Source organism: Arthrobacter sp. 10T416 (assembly GCF_056394165.1).
The window spans coordinates 120,221-135,437 of sequence record NZ_JBFTHI010000011.1 but is presented as its reverse complement, the minus strand read 5'-3'; the positions used below and the strand labels follow the sequence as shown (position 1 = coordinate 135,437).

The 15,217-nt window shown below is 67.2% G+C and carries 19 protein-coding genes and 1 pseudogene; 8 read left to right on the top strand and 12 right to left on the bottom strand.

Going from position 1 to position 15,217, the window contains the following annotated elements:
* Positions 1-72: 72 nt before the first annotated feature.
* Positions 73-339, top strand: a complete 267-nt coding sequence (locus AC1DBE_RS12635) for a hypothetical protein (RefSeq protein ID WP_476880537.1) — start codon at positions 73-75, stop codon at positions 337-339.
* Positions 340-425: 86 nt separating this feature from the next.
* Here the strand turns inward: AC1DBE_RS12635 and AC1DBE_RS12630 are convergent, their stop codons facing one another.
* Complete coding sequence (locus tag AC1DBE_RS12630) at positions 426-1,376, bottom strand: EamA family transporter (RefSeq protein WP_476880538.1); 951 nt, start codon at positions 1,374-1,376, stop codon at positions 426-428.
* Positions 1,377-1,559: 183 nt separating this feature from the next.
* Here AC1DBE_RS12630 and AC1DBE_RS12625 point away from each other — a divergent pair, with 183 nt between their 5' ends.
* Positions 1,560-2,102, top strand: a complete 543-nt coding sequence (locus AC1DBE_RS12625; RefSeq protein ID WP_476880536.1) for a CGNR zinc finger domain-containing protein — start codon at positions 1,560-1,562, stop codon at positions 2,100-2,102.
* Between the two features lie 17 nt (positions 2,103-2,119).
* Here the strand turns inward: AC1DBE_RS12625 and AC1DBE_RS12620 are convergent, their stop codons facing one another.
* The 3 genes from AC1DBE_RS12620 to AC1DBE_RS12610 all read right to left on the bottom strand — a co-directional run bounded on the left by AC1DBE_RS12620 (position 2,120) and on the right by AC1DBE_RS12610 (position 4,554).
* Complete coding sequence (locus AC1DBE_RS12620) at positions 2,120-2,473, bottom strand: hypothetical protein (protein ID WP_476880535.1); 354 nt, start codon at positions 2,471-2,473, stop codon at positions 2,120-2,122.
* A gap of 85 nt (positions 2,474-2,558) precedes the next feature.
* On the bottom strand, positions 2,559-3,152 hold the full coding sequence (locus tag AC1DBE_RS12615) for a hypothetical protein (protein ID WP_476903705.1): 594 nt from the start codon (positions 3,150-3,152) through the stop codon (positions 2,559-2,561).
* A gap of 46 nt (positions 3,153-3,198) precedes the next feature.
* Positions 3,199-4,554 (bottom strand): MATE family efflux transporter, encoded by a 1,356-nt coding sequence (locus AC1DBE_RS12610; RefSeq protein ID WP_476970738.1) that lies wholly within the window; start codon positions 4,552-4,554, stop codon positions 3,199-3,201.
* Positions 4,555-4,696: 142 nt separating this feature from the next.
* On the opposite strand from AC1DBE_RS12610, the gene AC1DBE_RS12605 reads away from it, so the two are divergent.
* Together AC1DBE_RS12605 and AC1DBE_RS12600 are read left to right on the top strand one after the other, a co-directional pair.
* A complete protein-coding gene (locus AC1DBE_RS12605) occupies positions 4,697-5,131 on the top strand; it encodes a DoxX family protein (protein WP_476970737.1) in 435 nt (144 codons plus the stop codon).
* Between the two features lie 157 nt (positions 5,132-5,288).
* Positions 5,289-6,248, top strand: a complete 960-nt coding sequence (locus tag AC1DBE_RS12600) for an acyl-CoA thioesterase (RefSeq protein ID WP_476903707.1) — start codon at positions 5,289-5,291, stop codon at positions 6,246-6,248.
* Between the two features lie 43 nt (positions 6,249-6,291).
* Here AC1DBE_RS12600 and dnaB read toward each other — a convergent pair whose 3' ends face one another.
* The gene (dnaB, locus tag AC1DBE_RS12595) at positions 6,292-7,677 is read right to left on the bottom strand and encodes a replicative DNA helicase (RefSeq protein WP_476903708.1); all 1,386 of its coding nucleotides are present in this window, start codon (positions 7,675-7,677) and stop codon (positions 6,292-6,294) included.
* A gap of 669 nt (positions 7,678-8,346) precedes the next feature.
* Here dnaB and AC1DBE_RS12590 point away from each other — a divergent pair.
* Positions 8,347-8,805, top strand: a complete 459-nt coding sequence (locus AC1DBE_RS12590) for a hypothetical protein (RefSeq protein WP_476970736.1) — start codon at positions 8,347-8,349, stop codon at positions 8,803-8,805.
* A 3-nt stretch (positions 8,806-8,808) separates the two neighbouring features.
* The gene (locus AC1DBE_RS12585; protein ID WP_476970735.1) at positions 8,809-9,384 is read left to right on the top strand and encodes a hypothetical protein; all 576 of its coding nucleotides are present in this window, start codon (positions 8,809-8,811) and stop codon (positions 9,382-9,384) included.
* A gap of 25 nt (positions 9,385-9,409) precedes the next feature.
* Here the strand turns inward: AC1DBE_RS12585 and AC1DBE_RS12580 are convergent, their stop codons facing one another.
* The gene (locus tag AC1DBE_RS12580; RefSeq protein ID WP_476970734.1) at positions 9,410-9,799 is read right to left on the bottom strand and encodes a TFIIB-type zinc ribbon-containing protein; all 390 of its coding nucleotides are present in this window, start codon (positions 9,797-9,799) and stop codon (positions 9,410-9,412) included.
* A 42-nt stretch (positions 9,800-9,841) separates the two neighbouring features.
* Positions 9,842-10,468: a CE1759 family FMN reductase gene (locus AC1DBE_RS12575; protein ID WP_476970733.1), complete on the bottom strand. Its 627-nt coding sequence runs from the start codon at positions 10,466-10,468 to the stop codon at positions 9,842-9,844.
* 151 nt (positions 10,469-10,619) lie between these two features.
* Between AC1DBE_RS12575 and AC1DBE_RS12570 the strand changes: the two are divergent.
* Positions 10,620-11,041 (top strand): annotated as a pseudogene (locus AC1DBE_RS12570) (DUF1801 domain-containing protein).
* 107 nt (positions 11,042-11,148) lie between these two features.
* Here the strand turns inward: AC1DBE_RS12570 and rplI are convergent.
* From rplI to rpsF, 4 genes are all read right to left on the bottom strand, one after another.
* The gene (rplI, locus tag AC1DBE_RS12565) at positions 11,149-11,601 is read right to left on the bottom strand and encodes a 50S ribosomal protein L9 (RefSeq protein WP_175323062.1); all 453 of its coding nucleotides are present in this window, start codon (positions 11,599-11,601) and stop codon (positions 11,149-11,151) included.
* Between the two features lie 17 nt (positions 11,602-11,618).
* Positions 11,619-11,858 carry a 30S ribosomal protein S18 gene (gene rpsR / locus AC1DBE_RS12560; RefSeq protein ID WP_003800144.1) on the bottom strand — a complete coding sequence of 80 codons (240 nt, stop codon included), beginning with the start codon at positions 11,856-11,858 and terminating at the stop codon, positions 11,619-11,621.
* Positions 11,859-11,983: 125 nt separating this feature from the next.
* A complete protein-coding gene (locus AC1DBE_RS12555; protein WP_476861451.1) occupies positions 11,984-12,556 on the bottom strand; it encodes a single-stranded DNA-binding protein in 573 nt (190 codons plus the stop codon).
* Between the two features lie 55 nt (positions 12,557-12,611).
* Positions 12,612-12,917 (bottom strand): 30S ribosomal protein S6, encoded by a 306-nt coding sequence (gene rpsF / locus AC1DBE_RS12550; protein ID WP_056736825.1) that lies wholly within the window; start codon positions 12,915-12,917, stop codon positions 12,612-12,614.
* A gap of 249 nt (positions 12,918-13,166) precedes the next feature.
* Here rpsF and AC1DBE_RS12545 point away from each other — a divergent pair, with 249 nt between their 5' ends.
* Positions 13,167-13,847 (top strand): DUF1345 domain-containing protein, encoded by a 681-nt coding sequence (locus AC1DBE_RS12545; RefSeq protein ID WP_476970732.1) that lies wholly within the window; start codon positions 13,167-13,169, stop codon positions 13,845-13,847.
* A 7-nt stretch (positions 13,848-13,854) separates the two neighbouring features.
* Here AC1DBE_RS12545 and AC1DBE_RS12540 read toward each other — a convergent pair whose 3' ends face one another.
* Positions 13,855-15,195, bottom strand: a complete 1,341-nt coding sequence (locus AC1DBE_RS12540) for a M18 family aminopeptidase (protein WP_476970731.1) — start codon at positions 15,193-15,195, stop codon at positions 13,855-13,857.
* Positions 15,196-15,217 lie beyond the last annotated feature (22 nt).

Here is a 15,217-nt window from a genome sequence, read left to right as displayed (position 1 = left end):
TCTTCCGGATCAGCCGGAGGCCGTTGGGGATGCCGACAGTGATCGGGTCCGGTGAACTAAGGAGATTGTCACATGGCTATGTGGGGCGCAGATGTTACTCAGCTCAAGGCACTGGGAACCAAGTTGCAGGCCGGCGCGCAGGAGATCGATAACCAGCGGTCGCTGCTGACCAAGGCCCTGGCGGCCACCGACTGGAAGGGTCCGGACGCCGACAAGTTCCGTAACGACTGGTCCGGTGAGCACACGGCCAACCTGAACCGGGTGTCGCAGGCCCTGCAGCAGGCCAGCCAGATGGCCACCCGCAACGCTAGCGACCAGGAAAGCGCTTCCCTCCGCTAAGCACGCTTCAACGAAAGGCCCGGACGCACCGCGTCCGGGCTTTTCGTTTTCCCAGCGCTCCGGGGCGCGCGGGCAGCCGGGCGGCCCTAGGGAACCGGCTCGACGTCGTTGGCGTGATCGAGTGCGGCAGGAACCGGGGCCGGGGCGCGCAGCTCATCCAAGCGGACCAGCACCACGCCGCCGACGATCAGCACACCGCCCAGGAGCTGGACCGGACCGGGCAGCTCCCCCAGCAGCAGCCACGCCCAGATCACGGCGAACAGGACCTCGGTCAGCGAGACAAAGGATGCCACTTTCGAGCCCAGCGCCCGCGCCGCCACAACACCGGAGACGTAGGCGAGCACGGTAGCGAGAATGACCAGGCCGGCCAAGGCCACCCACCACGGAGTTACCCAAGGTCCCAGCCGGGTGTCGGCCGTGCTGGCTGCCATGGGCAGCAGTCCGGTGGCAGCCGCCAGCCACATCACGAGCGCTCCCACCATCAGCCCTCCCGAGGCCAGCACAATCGGCGGCAGGGTGTCGTTTTCCTTGGCGGTGATGAAGAAATAGATGGCCAGGCAGACGGCGGCGGCGATTCCCCAGAGCACCCCGACCAGATCGATCTTGACGGCACCGGTGAGGTCCAGGACCAGGACCAGGCCTCCGAGTGAAAGCAGGGTTCCGGCGATGGTGAGCGGCCGCGGCCTGCGGCGGCTGGCCGCCCAGAGCCACAGCACGATGATCACGGGGGCCAGGTACTCCAGCAGGAGCGCGACGCCCACCGAGAGCCGGGCGACGGCGTTGAAGTAGAACAGCTGGCACGCGGCCACCCCGATCAGCCCGAACAGCAGGACCGTCAGCCAGTTGTCGATGAGCTGGTGCCAGCGGCCGCGGAGGGCAACGGCGGCCGGGACGGCCAGGACCAGTGCTGCACCGGTGAGCCGCGCCGTGACCGCGGCGCCCGGTGTCCAGCCGGTCTCGAGCAGGGCCTTGGCAAAGGACCCCGAGATGCCGAAGACGGCCGACGAAAAGAGGGCCACGCCCAGGCCCGAGGCCAGGAACCCGGGAGCCCCACGCCCGGCGGATTCCGCGGGGTGCGGGGAGGCGGCGTCCCGGAGTGTGGGGCGTGGAGCGGCCTGGGGCCGGGCGGGACGGCGTGCGGCAGACACGGGCTGCCTCCTGTCAGGAGTAAAATTGGGTTATGGTCATGACAGTACGTCCGGACGACGTAAGGAGTCAAGATGCTTTTTGCCCCTGACACGGAAGTTGCGCTGCGATCGGTGGTCGGGCTGATCAATACTGCTGCCAACGGGGAAGAACAGTTGTCTACGGTGGCCGACCTGGACCGCTTCCTGGCGGCCGAGGGCTTTACCGGTTCGCGGACGCACGACGGCGCGGAGCTGGCCAGCGTGCACCGGCTGCGCGCCGAGCTTGCCGAACTCTGGCTGGCGGACGAGGGCACCGCCGTCGAGACCGTGAACCGGCTGTTGCGTGGCGCCCGGGCCCTGCCCCAGCTGATGAAGCACGACGGCTGGGACTGGCACCTGCACGCAACCACGCCCGAGGCGCCGCTTTCGGATCGGATGAGTACCGAGGCCGCCATGGCCCTGGTGGATGTGATCCGCAGCAAGGAGATGGACCGCATGCTGGTCTGCGCGGCGGACGACTGCGACGCGGTGGTGCTGGACCTGAGCCGGAACCGCTCGAAGCGTTACTGCGATACCGGCAATTGCGCGAACCGGGCGCATGTGGCGGCTTATCGGGCGCGGAAGGCGGCGTCCTAGCTGCCCTGCTGAGCTGCTTAGTCCGCCTGGCCGGCGTCGCCGCGGGCGTCGTCGGCGGGGCGGGCCTGCGGGGCTGAGCCGTCGTGCGACGCCGGCCGCCTGGAGCTCAGGTTGACCCCGGAGCCTTTGCCCAGGTGTTCGGCGTTGTCCTTGTAGCTCATCGAGAGCATGGCCGCGATAACGAGCGTGACAATGAAGGCGATGCCGGCGCCGGTGAAGGCAAGGTCGAAGCGTGGTTCCCTGGCGCTGCCGCCGGAGGCGAAGATCAGGACGGCAATGAAGGCCAGCACTGCCCAGAACGCGGAGAACATCAGCGGTCCCTTGACCGAGGTCCGCAGGCCGCGGCCTTCTCCAGATTTCTGCTCTGCCAAGGTGCTTTCCTCCTGCCGCCAGCGCCCGGCAGGCGTGGCAGTCGTGATACCGCGGTTGTTCTACGCAGGGTAGAACCTGTCGCTACTAGTTTACGGCCTCGGCGGAAACGTCCCGCGCATTGTGCCGCAGGGTCAGTCCGGCTAGCGTCCACAGCACGCCGCTGATGATCGCACCGCCTCCGGCCACGCCCAGCAGCGCATGCGGCCCCAGGTCGATGAAGAAGGGCAGGGCCACCGCGGTGCCGAGCCCGATCACGCCGGAGGCTGTCCAGTCCCGGGCAAGCACGGAGCGGCGTCGCACGGCCAGTCCGAGGTAGAGTTCTGCGGCGCCGGCAAGACCCAGGCCGAGGGCTCCTATGACACCGAACACCAGGTTGCTGGAGAGCAGTCCGACGGCGACGCCGGTTCCGGTCAGTACCGCGCCGGCGGCCGCGAGGACCTTGGCCGTCCCATGCCCGTGCGGCAGGCCGGTCTTTTTGACGCTCCAGATCAGGACCAGCCCGGTAGCCAACAGGTAGACCCCACCGGCCCAGCCCATGCCGGCCACGGGGGGTGCCGCCCAGAACACTGTTACGGCGCCGAAGGCCAGGGCGATCGCGGCCCGGATCACAACGGGCTTCCACAGATCCGGGGCGGCGGGCAGGGCAATTGTGGCCTGGGGGTCAGCGGGGAGAGTCACCTGCCCAGTTTAGTGGCTGCATGATCCGGTGCGCGCCGGGCGGGCGTCAGCGTGCTCCCAGCAGCATCCACCGGTCGGTCCGCGCCCGGAGCCCCAGCGTGAGGGCACGCGCCAGCATGTAGCCGAGCGAGAAGGCGGCCCAGAGCCATAGCAGCGCGGCCCCGCCGTCGAGCCCGGAAAGCCGGACCGCGAGCAGAAGCGGGAGGTACACGGCCAGGTTCACGACGCCGGCGAGGGCCAGGTACCGGGCGTCGCCGGCGCCAATCAGCACCCCGTCGAGGACAAAAACGTAGCCGGCGATCGGCTGTCCGGCGGCGACCACCCACAGGGCCACAGTCAACGCCGCCTGGACGCCCGGATCGGAGGTGAAGAGTGCCCCGGCCCACGGCGCCCCGACGGCCAGGAGGATCCCCGTGAGCACTCCAAAGCCCAGTCCCCAGCGGGTCATGGTGCCGGTAAGGTCGCGTACCGCCTCCCTGCGGCCGGCACCGAGTTCCTTACCAATGAGCGCCTGGGCGGCGATGGCCAGCGCGTCGAGGGCGAAGGCCAGGAAGGTGAAGACGGTCATGGCCAGCTGGTGGGCCGCCAGGTTCACCGGCCCCTGCGCCGTGGCGACAACCACCGTGGCAAGAATCGCCACCCGCAGGCTCAGCGTGCGCAGCATCAGCCAGGAGCCCACTGTGGCCAGGGCGCGGATCCCGGCCCACGCGGGGCGCAGGGATACCCCGTGGCTGCGGGCGTTGCGCTGGACCATCACGACGTACACCAGGGCCATGGCCCACTGGGCGATGCTGGTGCCCAGGGCAGAGCCGGCCACCGACAGCCGTAATCCGTAGACCAGGAAGAGGTTCAACAGGATATTGACGGTGAATCCGGCGGCGGCGACGGCCAGCGGCGTCCGGGTGTCCTGCAGCCCGCGGAGCACCCCGGTGCCGGCAAAGATCAGGAGCATGGCGACCAGCCCGGGCATGGACCAGCGCAGGTAGTCCACGGCAAACGCGCGGACCTCCCCGCTGGCACCCATCAGGTCCATAAGCGGCTCGGCGGCGCTGAAGCCGGCGGCCGCCAGGACCAGGCCCAGCAGCAGCGCCAGCCAAACACCATCCCGGCCGGCGGCCAGGGCCTTGGGCAGCTGGCCGTTGCCGATCGCCCGCGCCACGGCGGGGGTCGTGGAATACGCGAGGAACACCATCAGGCCCACCGCGGTGTGCAGCACGGCCGACGCCAGGCCGACGCCGGCGAGCTGCGCCACCCCCAAATGGCCGACGATCGCGGAATCCGCCAGCAGGAACAACGGCTCGGCGATCAGCGCACCGAAGGCCGGGACGGCGAGCCGGAGGGTTTCCCGGCGCCGGCGGGAGCTGGACGGGGCGATCGCGGACGACGTGGCGGAGTCTGGCACGGAACCACCCTAGCCGCAGCCCGGGAGTCGCGGGACGACACTTTACTTGACTTTTCAACTATCCGCCGGAACACTAGAAGTTGAATATTCAAGTAATTACCCGGCATTCCCCGCCGTTTCCAAACGACAGATCGGTATCCCCATGAACCAGTCCTCGCTCACGACCACGGCCCGCACGGTCCTTCGCATGGCCACCGGCTTCCTCTTTGCAGCCCATGGCTGGCAAAAGTTCAACGAATTCACCATCCCGGGAACGCAGGCAGCGTTCGCCCAGATGGGAGTCCCGGCTGCCGATGTCGCCGCCCCGGTCATTGCGGTCCTGGAACTCGTCGGCGGCATCGCCCTGATCCTGGGTGTCCTGACCCGCGTTTTTGGCGTCCTGCTTGCCGTTGACATGCTCGGCGCCCTGTTCCTGGTCCATGCCCCGGCTGGCATATTCGTCGCCACGGGCGGATTCGAACTGGTGCTCCTCCTTGCCGCCGCAGCCCTCGCCGTGGCGCTCGTGGGCGCGGGCAAGGTCTCCGTGGACCGGGCCGTCTTCGGCCGGCCCGGCTCCAAGCTGAGCGTCCTGGCCTAAGCACGCACACTGCGCAGGGCGCGACGACGGGCGGTCACCTTGGGTGGCCGCCCGCCGTCGTTCGCGGGCAAGGGCTGCCGCCGCCATATGGCGTCCGGCGGCGCGAATGTGTCGGCGGCCTGCGCCGGCCGGCTCCTGCGTCAGTACACTCGCTTCCATGAGCGAGACTTCCCCCAACGCCGTTACCTTGCGGTTCCTGGCCGCCCCCACCGACGTCGGTCACAGCGGCTCCGTGGACGCCGGAACGGTCCTGGAGTGGGTGGACAAGGCCGCCTATGCCGCCGCCGTCGGGTGGGCGAAGACCTACTGCGTGACCGCCTACGTGGGCAACATCCATTTCGCTGATCCGGTCAACAGCGGCGACATGGTCGAGGTCACGGCCACCATCGTGTACACCGGCCGCTCCTCGATGCATATCCGGGCCGTGGTCTCCTCGAGCGACCCGAAAGGCGGCCCGGCCACCATGCGCAGCCAGTGCATGGTCATCTTCGTGGCCGTCGGGGAGGACGGCAAGCCCATCCCTGTACCGCAGTTTGAGCCGACCACGCCGGAGGAAGTCGAGCAGCGCGATCATGCGCTGGCCCGGATCAAGGTCAGGGACGACATCGTCCAGGCCATGAGCGGGCAGGAATACACCGACGCCGGGACGGCCGAGCGCGTCACGCTTCGGTTTATGGCCGCGCCCACCGATGTGAACTGGGGCGGCAAGGTCCACGGCGGAATCGTCATGAAGTGGATCGATGAGGCAGCCTACGTCTGCGCCTCCCGCTACTCCGGCAAGGACACCGTGGCGGTGTTCTCCGGGGGCGTGCGGTTCTACCGGCCGCTGCTGATCGGCCACCTAGTGGAAGTCGAGGCCCGGCTGGTTTACACGGGGACGAAAGGCATGCACATTGCTGTCCACGTCCGCTCAGGTGACCCCAAGGGGCACGAGCTGAACCTGACGACGTATTGTCTGACCGTGATGGTGGCCCGCGATGACAGCGGCACGTCCGTTCCGATCCCGCAGTGGGTTCCAGTCTCAGATGAGGACAAGAGGCTCCATGCGCACGCCCGGGAGCTGCTGGAGATCCGGGGCCGGGCACCCGGGAACCGACTCCCGAACCACCTGCTGTAGGCCCCGGAGCCCTGCCGGATGGGGTCCGGCCGGATCGGGCCGGTTAGAAGCCTCCGCCGCCGCCGGCGTCCCCGGCCATGTTGGCAAAGCGCGAGTAGTGGCCCTGGAAGGCCACCACGATGTCTTTGGTGGGACCGTTACGGTGCTTGGCGATGAGGATGTCGGCYTCGCCGGCGCGCGGRGACTCCTTGTCGTACACGTCCTCGCGGTGCAGCAGGATGACCATGTCCGCGTCCTGCTCGATGGAACCGGACTCACGCAGGTCAGAGACCATGGGGCGCTTGTCCTGGCGCTGCTCGGAACCACGGTTCAGCTGTGAAAGGGCGATCACGGGAACCTGGAGTTCCTTGGCCAGGAGCTTCAGGGCGCGGGAGAATTCCGAGACTTCCTGCTGGCGGGACTCCACCTTCTTGCCCGAGCTCATGAGCTGCAAGTAGTCGAGGATGACCAGCTTGAGATCGTGCTGCTGCTTGAGCCTGCGGCATTTGGCCCGGATTTCCATCAGCGACATGTTGGGGCTGTCATCGATGAACAGCGGGGCGTCGTTCATCCGGCCCATGGTGGTCGCGATCTTGGACCACTGCTCGTCCTTGATGGTGCCCTTGCGCAGATCCTGCAGCCCAATGGTGGCCTCGGCGGACAGCAGTCGCATCGCGATCTCGTTCCGGCCCATTTCGAGCGAGAACATCACGGTGGCGAGGTTGTTCTTGATCGCGGCCGAGCGGGCAAAGTCCAGCGCGAAGGTGGACTTACCGACGGCCGGACGGGCGGCAATGACGATCATCTGACCCGGGTGCAGGCCGTGGGTCAGCTCATCCAGCTCGTAGAAACCGGTGGGAACGCCCACCATGCCCTCGCCGCGGTGCCCGGACGCCTCGATCTCATCCACCGTGGACTCCATCACGTCCTTCAGGACCACGTAGTCCTCGGCAGTGCGTCGCTCGGCCACGGCGTAGACCTCGGCCTGGGCCTGGTTGACCAGGTCCTCCACCTCGCCGTCCTGCCCGTAGCCGAGCTGCACGATTTTGGTGCCCGCGTTGACAAGCCGGCGCAGGACGGCACGCTCGGCCACGATCTCGGCGTAATAGCCGGCGTTGGCGGCGGTGGGGACCGTCTGGATCAGCTCATGCAGGTAGGCCGGACCGCCGATGCGGTTGACCTCTCCACGTTTAGTCAGTTCGTCCGAGACGGTGACGGCGTCGGCGGGCTCGCCGCGGCCGTAGAGGTCGATGATGGCTTCGTAGATGGTTTCATGGGCCGGCCGGTAGAAGTCCTGGCCGCGGAGAATCTCGACAACGTCAGCGATGGCATCCTTGGACAGCATCATGCCGCCGAGCACAGACTGCTCCGCCGGTATGTCCTGCGGGGGCTTGCGGCTTCCCTCGGCTCCCCGAGTGCCCTCAACCGAGTCCAGATGTGTTACTGACAAAACTGCCGTCCTTCATTGTGCCGGCGGAAAATTGTTCCGCGGCGGGTAAGCCCTGCGTGGTGAAGCCTGTGGCGCGAAGTGCGGCCACCGGAGGAGGGCCGCGGTACGGCCGCGCCCCGGCCTCCGCCGTTTACTGTCTATCAGTGGCCACCGACTCTTTGCCGTGCACCCTGACGTCCGGACCCGGCCTGCGGCCCGGACCTGCTACGCCTGGGCGTGGAGTGGTGGCCCTGTGCGGGGGGCAGTTTCCACGGCCGAAATCCGCGCTGCCAACCTGGTCTCCCGCTACGGTATCGCTCGTTGCCACCCCCACCAACCCGGCCCGGAGACCCACTTGTGGATAACTTGTGGACTACCGCCCCGTGCTTGTGCACAGCCTGTGGGTACAACTGTGGATAGCAAAATTGTTTTACCCCGAATACGGCTCTGACATGCGAAAACGCTGCCTTTTCCCTGTGGAGGACAAATAGTTATGGGAAATTTTCATCCACAGCCAGCATGCCCGGACTGGGGATAGCGGCATCCCCGGCGCACCATATACCGGGCCGAACATGCGAATTTTGTGATGGTTGTCACGCCGCAGGAGATTTTGCGGCGATGGCTGCCGCCGCGTGTATACGACGCCGAGAATATGCTGTGGATAACTCGCAACTGGCATAAGCTGTGGCCATGGGCGATGTCTTGATAGTCATACTGCCTGCCCTGATCCTGGCGGGCGTTCTCTGGGCCGTCTCGGCAGCCCTCAAGCCGCGCAATTTCGGCATCTCTGACGCCGAGCGGTACCAGCTGGAACTCGCCATGCGCTCCCGGGCCCACTATGAGGCCCAGGTCAAGGCGGCCACTGCGGCCCGGGCCCGGGTGGACGCGGCGACCCAGCCCAGCCAGAATGAACAGCAGCAGTCGCAGCAGGCCGAGCACGCCCGCGCCGCTGCGGGCTATCAGGGTGCCGGTCGTCAGGGCGCCGGCTATCCCGGCGCGGTGCTGCCCGGCGGACAACTAAGCCCCCAGTTCACCCTCCGACTCCAGGCCCTGGCGCGTTCGGGGCACAAACTCCAGGCCATCAAACTGCTGCGCCAGGCCACCCGCGCGGATCTCCTGACCGCCAAGAATTACGTAGATCGGCTGTAGTCCATGGAAGCCCTGCTCATCCCCATCCTGATCCTCGCCGTTGTGGGCGTCGCCGTCGTCCTGGCGGCCCGGGCCCTGTCCCGCCGCCAGCCGAGCTCCCGCCCGGATGCGGAACCGCAGCCCGGGCGCAACTCGGTGGAGCTAGCGCGTGCCGCCGCGTCCCGGCTGGATCAGGAGCAGCACCGCCGCGTATATGCCCTGATAGCCCAGGGACAGGCCATGGCCGCCATCAAGCTCTACCTGGAGTCCACCGGCGAGGGTCTCCGCGCCTCACGGGACGCGGTGGGCGCCCTGGCCGCGCACCCGCAGCCGTTCCGCCCCCCGGAGGCGCCCGAGCAGCCGGCTCACGATGACGATGACGACTCCCCGCAGCGGTTTCCCTACCGCTACCGGGCGATTGCCAGCAAAGGCGACGTGACGCGCGAAGTCAGCAGCAACATGCTCAACGACGAAATCTACGGGCGCATCCGCACGCTGGCCCGGAGCGGCGAAACCGAGGCAGCCGCTGCGGCCCTGACCCGGCACTCGGACATCTCGCTGAAGCAGGCCCAGGAGTTCATCGCCCTGCTGGAGGACTGAACAGTCCGTTCCGGCAGCGGCGCAGCTAGAAGTCGAACAGCTCCCCCAGCCAGCCTTCCTTCTTCTTGGGCCGGCGGCGGTCATCGTATCGGGGCTGGTCGTACCGCGGGCGATCGCGGCGATCGTCGCGGTTCCGGTCGTCGTAGCGCCGCTCGTCCGGCCGGCGCTCCCCGCTCCGCGGCTCAAGGTGGTAAAGCGGCGGCGGCACCTGGGCCGCCGGCGCCGGCGGGGCGACCGGGGCGGGCGCGGAAGCCGCTGCGGCTCCCCCGGGCGCGCCGAAGGACTCCGAACGGTCGATGATCTTGTCTAGTTCCCCCCGGTCCAGCCACACGCCGCGGCACTGCGGGCAGTAGTCAATCTCCACGCCGCCTCGTTCGCTCATCACCAGGTCTACGGAATCCACAGGACATTTCATGTCCCGGACAACGAACCCCGGGCCCGAATAGTTCGCTGCCGGCTACCGGCCGCCCGAGATCCCGGCGAGCAGCTGCTCAAAGGGCAGGGATTCGACCGGCGCCTGCCGGGTGTGCGGCTGGGTGCCTTCGAGGAGACCGGTGAACTCCCCGGCGGCCCGGTCGATCCGGACAGAGAGCGGGGACCCGCCGTCGCCCGCGGCGCCCCAGTCCTGCGGGCCAGCGAACACCCCGGTGGCCGCAATCCTGGTGCGGAGGTAGCTAAAGAGCGGCCGCATGGCGTAGTCAAGCACCATCTGGTGCCGGTCCGTGCCGCCCGTGATGCCCAGCAGGACGGCCTTGCCCTCGAGGGACTTGGGATCCAGTACGTCAATGAACGACTTGAACAGGCCACTGTAGGAGGCGCTGAACACCGGACTGACAGCGATGATGCCGTCGGAGGCCTCGACGCCCGCGATGACGTCGGCGAGGCGTGGTGCCGCGTAACCGGTGACAAAGTTGTTGGCGATCTCGACCGCCAGATCACGAAGCTCGACCACGTCGACCGTCACGGCATAGCCCGCCGCGGCGAGCCGCTGTTCCGCGGCGGCGGCCAGCTGGTCCGCGAGAAGGCGGCTCGACGACGGGACGCCGAGTCCGGCGGAGAGAACGGTTATGCGGCGGCTTTCCACGGTGTACTCCTGTGCCTGGTTCCTGGGGAACTTATCTACATGCATATGCATCTACCTGTAGAAGCTGTGGCCCGCCGCCTTTATTCCCGTTCTGCCGTGGGGCCGCCCCGGACCCACGAACAGTCCCGCGGCCATCTGCGAGACTGCCTGTATGGCGGAAAACAAGACCCAAGCAACAGGGGAGTCGGTGGCCGGTTTCCTGGCCGCCGTCGAACACCCGGTCCGGCGGGCGGACGGACTGCGACTGCAGTCCCTGATGTCCCGCATCACCGGCAGGAGGCACAAATGTGGGGGCCCAGCATTGTGGGCTTCGGCCGTTACCACTACCGCTACGCAACCGGACGGGAGGGTGAGGCCCCGGCAGTCGGCTTCTCGCCCCGGAAGTCCAGCCTCTCCCTCTACGGACTCACGTACGGGCCCGAATCCCTCGAACTGCTCGGCCGCCTCGGGAAACACCGGACCGGCGCCGGGTGCCTGTACGTCAACAAACTCGACGACGTCGACGTGGCGGTCCTCGAAGACCTGATCAGGCGCGGCTACCGGCACGTCACCACTGTGCTGCACCAGCTCTGACCCGGCGGCCGCGCCTAACGACCGCCACATGCGGAAGGCCCCCGCGTCCGGTTCCCTGAGGAATCCGGAGGCGGGGGCCTCCCGTGCAGTTCAGCGAGTCCTGGGGACTACTTGCCTGCCACTACGTCGAGTTCGATCACAGCGGAAACGTCGTCGTGGAGACGGACGTTGGCCTGGTAAGAACCGGTCGACTTGATGTGAGCCGGCAGTTCAACCTTGCGCTTGTCGATGCGGCCGAGACCGGCGGCCTCAACAGCGTCCGCCACGTCGGCCTGCTTGACGGTGCCGAACAGACGTCCGGTCTCGCCAGCCTTGACGACCAGCTTGACCGGCTTGGCCTGCAGTGCAGCGGCCTGCTTCTGAGCATCTTCCAAGGAAGCGTGCTCGCGGGCAGCGCGGGCAGCCTTGATGGACTCAACCTGCTTCTCGCCACCCTTGGACCAGGTCAGGGCGAAGTTGCGGGGGAGCAGGTAGTTACGTGCGTAACCGTCCTTGACCTCGACAACGTCGCCAGCAGCACCGAGACCGGTTACTTCGTGGGTCAGAATGAGCTTTGCCATGTTAGTTGTTCCCTTCCTTAGCCGCGGCCAGCGCCGGAGTAAGGCAGCAGAGCAACTTCGCGGGCGTTCTTGATTGCCTGTGCGATCTTGCGCTGTTCCTGCACCGTGACGCCGGTAACGCGACGGGCGCGGATCTTTCCGCGGTCGGAGATGAACTTGCGCAGCAATGCTACGTCCTTGTAGTCGATGACAGTGATGTCAGCGGCCTTCAAGGGGTTGGACTTTGGTTTGGGCTTACGGAGTTCAGCCTTAGCCATCGTGGAGCTCCTATTCGATGGAGCCCGTGGATATTGATCCACGGGATGGTGGTGATCCGCCACGGTCGCCGCGCGCCAGCCGAGGGCTGCTTCGCGGGTTCCGGCGTCGGACCTTTAGATGTGTTTTAGAAAGGAGGTTCGGAATCCGGGCCGTTGCCCCAGCCGCCGCCTGCATTGCTGACCCCGGGCGTTGCCCACGGATCGTCCTGCTGTGCGGGCTGGTTGCCGCCCCAGTTTCCGCCGGAGTTGCCGCCCTGGTTTCCACCAGAGTTGCCACCGAAACCGCCGCTGTTGCCGCCGCCGAAGCCACCCTGGCCACCCTGACCGCCGGAGCGCTGGGTGCGGTTGACCTTGGCGTTGGCGTAGCGCAGGCTGGGGCCGATCTCGTCGACTTCCAGCTCGATAACGGTGCGCTTCTCGCCTTCCTTGGTTTCGTAGGAACGGCTCTTCAGCCGGCCGGAAACAATCACGCGCATGCCCTTGGTCAGGGACTCGGCGACGTTCTCGGCGGCTTCGCGCCACACCGATGCGCGGAGGAACAGGGTTTCCCCGTCCTTCCACTCATTGGACTGGCGGTCGAACGTGCGGGGCGTAGAAGCGATGGTGAAGTTCGCTACTGCCGAACCTGACGGTGTGAACCTCAGCTCGGGGTCATTGGTGAGATTACCGATAACCGTAATAGTGGTTTCGCCTGCCATCTACGTCCTCCTTGTTCGTTCCTACGGGGTTAAAGATTGAAAGAGTGAAGCTGAATTACTCAGCAACAACCTTCTGCTCTTCGGGGCGGGTGATCTTGGTGCGCATGATGGTCTCGTTGAGACTCAGCTGGCGGTCAAGTTCCTTGGCGGTAGCCGGCTCAGCGGTGAAGTTCACCACGGCGTAGATACCTTCGGACTTCTTCTGGATTTCGTAAGCCAGTCGACGACGGCCCCAGATGTCAACCTTTTCGATGGTTCCACCATCGTTGGTGATGACGTTCAGGAACTTCTGAAGCGACGGCTCAACGGTACGCTCTTCGACCTCGGGGTCGATGATTACCATCAATTCGTAAGGACGCATATGTGAACCCACCTCCTTTGGGCTAAGCGGTTACGGCATTTCCGTAACAGGAGGTTCATTTGCGGTATCCGCGCGGCACATCGCCACCGGAACGGAGGCAGGGCGCAGCACAGACTTCAATAGCTTAGTGCATCCGGGCCGGTTTCAGCGATTTCTCCCACCGCCACCCTAGGCGCCGCCGCGTTGGCGGCGGAAGCCGTTCGGCGCGGATGTGGATAAGCTCCCGGGTTGGTATGCCATGATCTGGGCATGAGCTCCGCACCCCGCCCTAAGGCGTCGCCCGTCCACCGCAGCCGGCTGCGCTTTGCCGTGATGGTCCTGGCCGGGCTGCTCGCCGCTGTCGCCACGGGGATCAGCGGACACTGGGTGGAGGCCCCCGCCATCGGCTGGAGCAGCGCTGCGCTGATTTACGTGCTGTGGGTCTGGATCGTGATCGGCCGGCTGGATGCCGCCGAAACCCGTGCCCACGCGATCACGGAGGACCCCTCCCGGAGCGCCACGGACCTGTTGATTCTGGCCGCCAACGTCGCCAGCCTCGCGGCCGTGGCCGCCGTCGTGCTGGATGCGCACAGCAACGACGGCGGATCCCGCCTCGCAGGCGGTTTGCTGGCGCTGGCATCGGTCGCCCTGTCCTGGATGCTTGTCCAGACGCTCTTCACAGTGCGGTATGCCGGGCTGTACTACAGCACCGCGGCGCGGGCCGGCGCGGAGGAGGGCGGCATCGACTTCAACCAGGACGAACCTCCCCAGTACACCGACTTCGCCTACCTCGCCACCAGCCTGGGCATGACCTACCAGGTCTCGGATACTGCCCTGCGGAACCACGCGATCCGGGCCGAAGCCCTCAAGCACAGCCTGTTGTCCTACCTGTTTGGCACCGTCATCCTGGCTGCCACCATCAACCTCGTGATCGGTCTCGCCGGCTCCTAGGCGGTTCCTAGGCGGCGGTGCGGAAGAAGAGCGCGGCCACCGTCGCGAGCCGGTGCGGGTCCTCGACGCCGCACAACTCCCGCGCGGAGTGCATCGACAGCAAAGGGACGCCGACGTCGACCGTGCGGATGCCAAGCCGGGTGGCGGTGAGAGGACCGATCGTGGAACCGCACGGCATAACGTTGTTGGAGACGAACTCCTGGTAGGGGATCCCGGCGTCGGTGCAGAGCCTGGCCCACAGCGCGGCGCCCGCGGCGTCCGTGGCGTAGCGCTGGTTGGCGTTGATCTTCAGCAGCGGCCCGCCGTTCAGGACCGGACGGTTGGCCGGGTCGTGGCGTTCGGCGTAGTTGGGGTGCACCGCGTGGCCGGCGTCCGCGGAAACGCAGAACGACGCCGCGAATGCCTGCCGCCGCTGGCTCGCGGTGGCGCCGAGCCCGTCAGAAATCCGGACCAGGATGTCCTCCAGTACCGGGCCGCAGGCCCCGGAGCGGGAGGCGGAGCCGATTTCCTCGTGGTCGAAGGCGGCCAGGACAGCGATCGGGCCGTCGGCGGGCACGGCGCCGGAGGCGTGGTCGATCAGGGCCGCCAGTCCGGCGTGCGTGGCGGAGAGGTTGTCCAGGCGTCCGGAGGCGAAGAATTCGTCCCGCGCCCCGAAAACGGCCGGGGCCTGGGTGTCCGCGATGACGATGTCGTAGCCGCCGATCTGGGCGGGGTCCACCGCCGCTCCGTGGACGCGCCCGGCAAGCAGGCCCAGGAGATCGGCCTCGGCGGGGTCGCCCAGGCCGAAGACCGGGTTCATGTGCTGTTGCTTGTCCAGGACCAGCCCGTCGTTGACCCCGCGGTCCAGATGGATGGCCAGTTGCGGGAAGCGCAGCAGGGGTCCCGTGGCGGTGAGGTGCTGTGTGCCGTCCAGCATCACCAGCCGCCCGGCGAGCTGCAGTTCGCGGTCCAGCCAGGAGTTCAGCAGGGGTCCGCCATAGACCTCGACGCCGGCCTGCAGCCAGCCGAACTTGCCGGTGGTGGGCTTGGGCTTGAGTTTGAACGACGGCGAGTCGGTGTGCGCGCCGAGGATATTGAAGCCCGTGGTGGGTCCCGCACCGGAGGGCGCCACCCAGGCGATAAGGGCGCCGTCGCGGATTACATAGCAGGCGCCGGCCCGGTCCGCGGCCGCGGTGCCGCCGTCCCCGTTGCTGCCGTTTGTCCAGGGCTGGAGTTCGTCGAGGCGGGTGAACCCGGCCTCATTGAGCCGCCGGGCGGCCTCGTGGACGGCGTGGAAGCTCGACGGCGACGCGCTGACGTAGGCGCCGAGGTCCTGGATGTGCTCTGCTGCTGTGGCGGTGGAAGGCATGGCTCCGAGTCTAGCCTCGGAG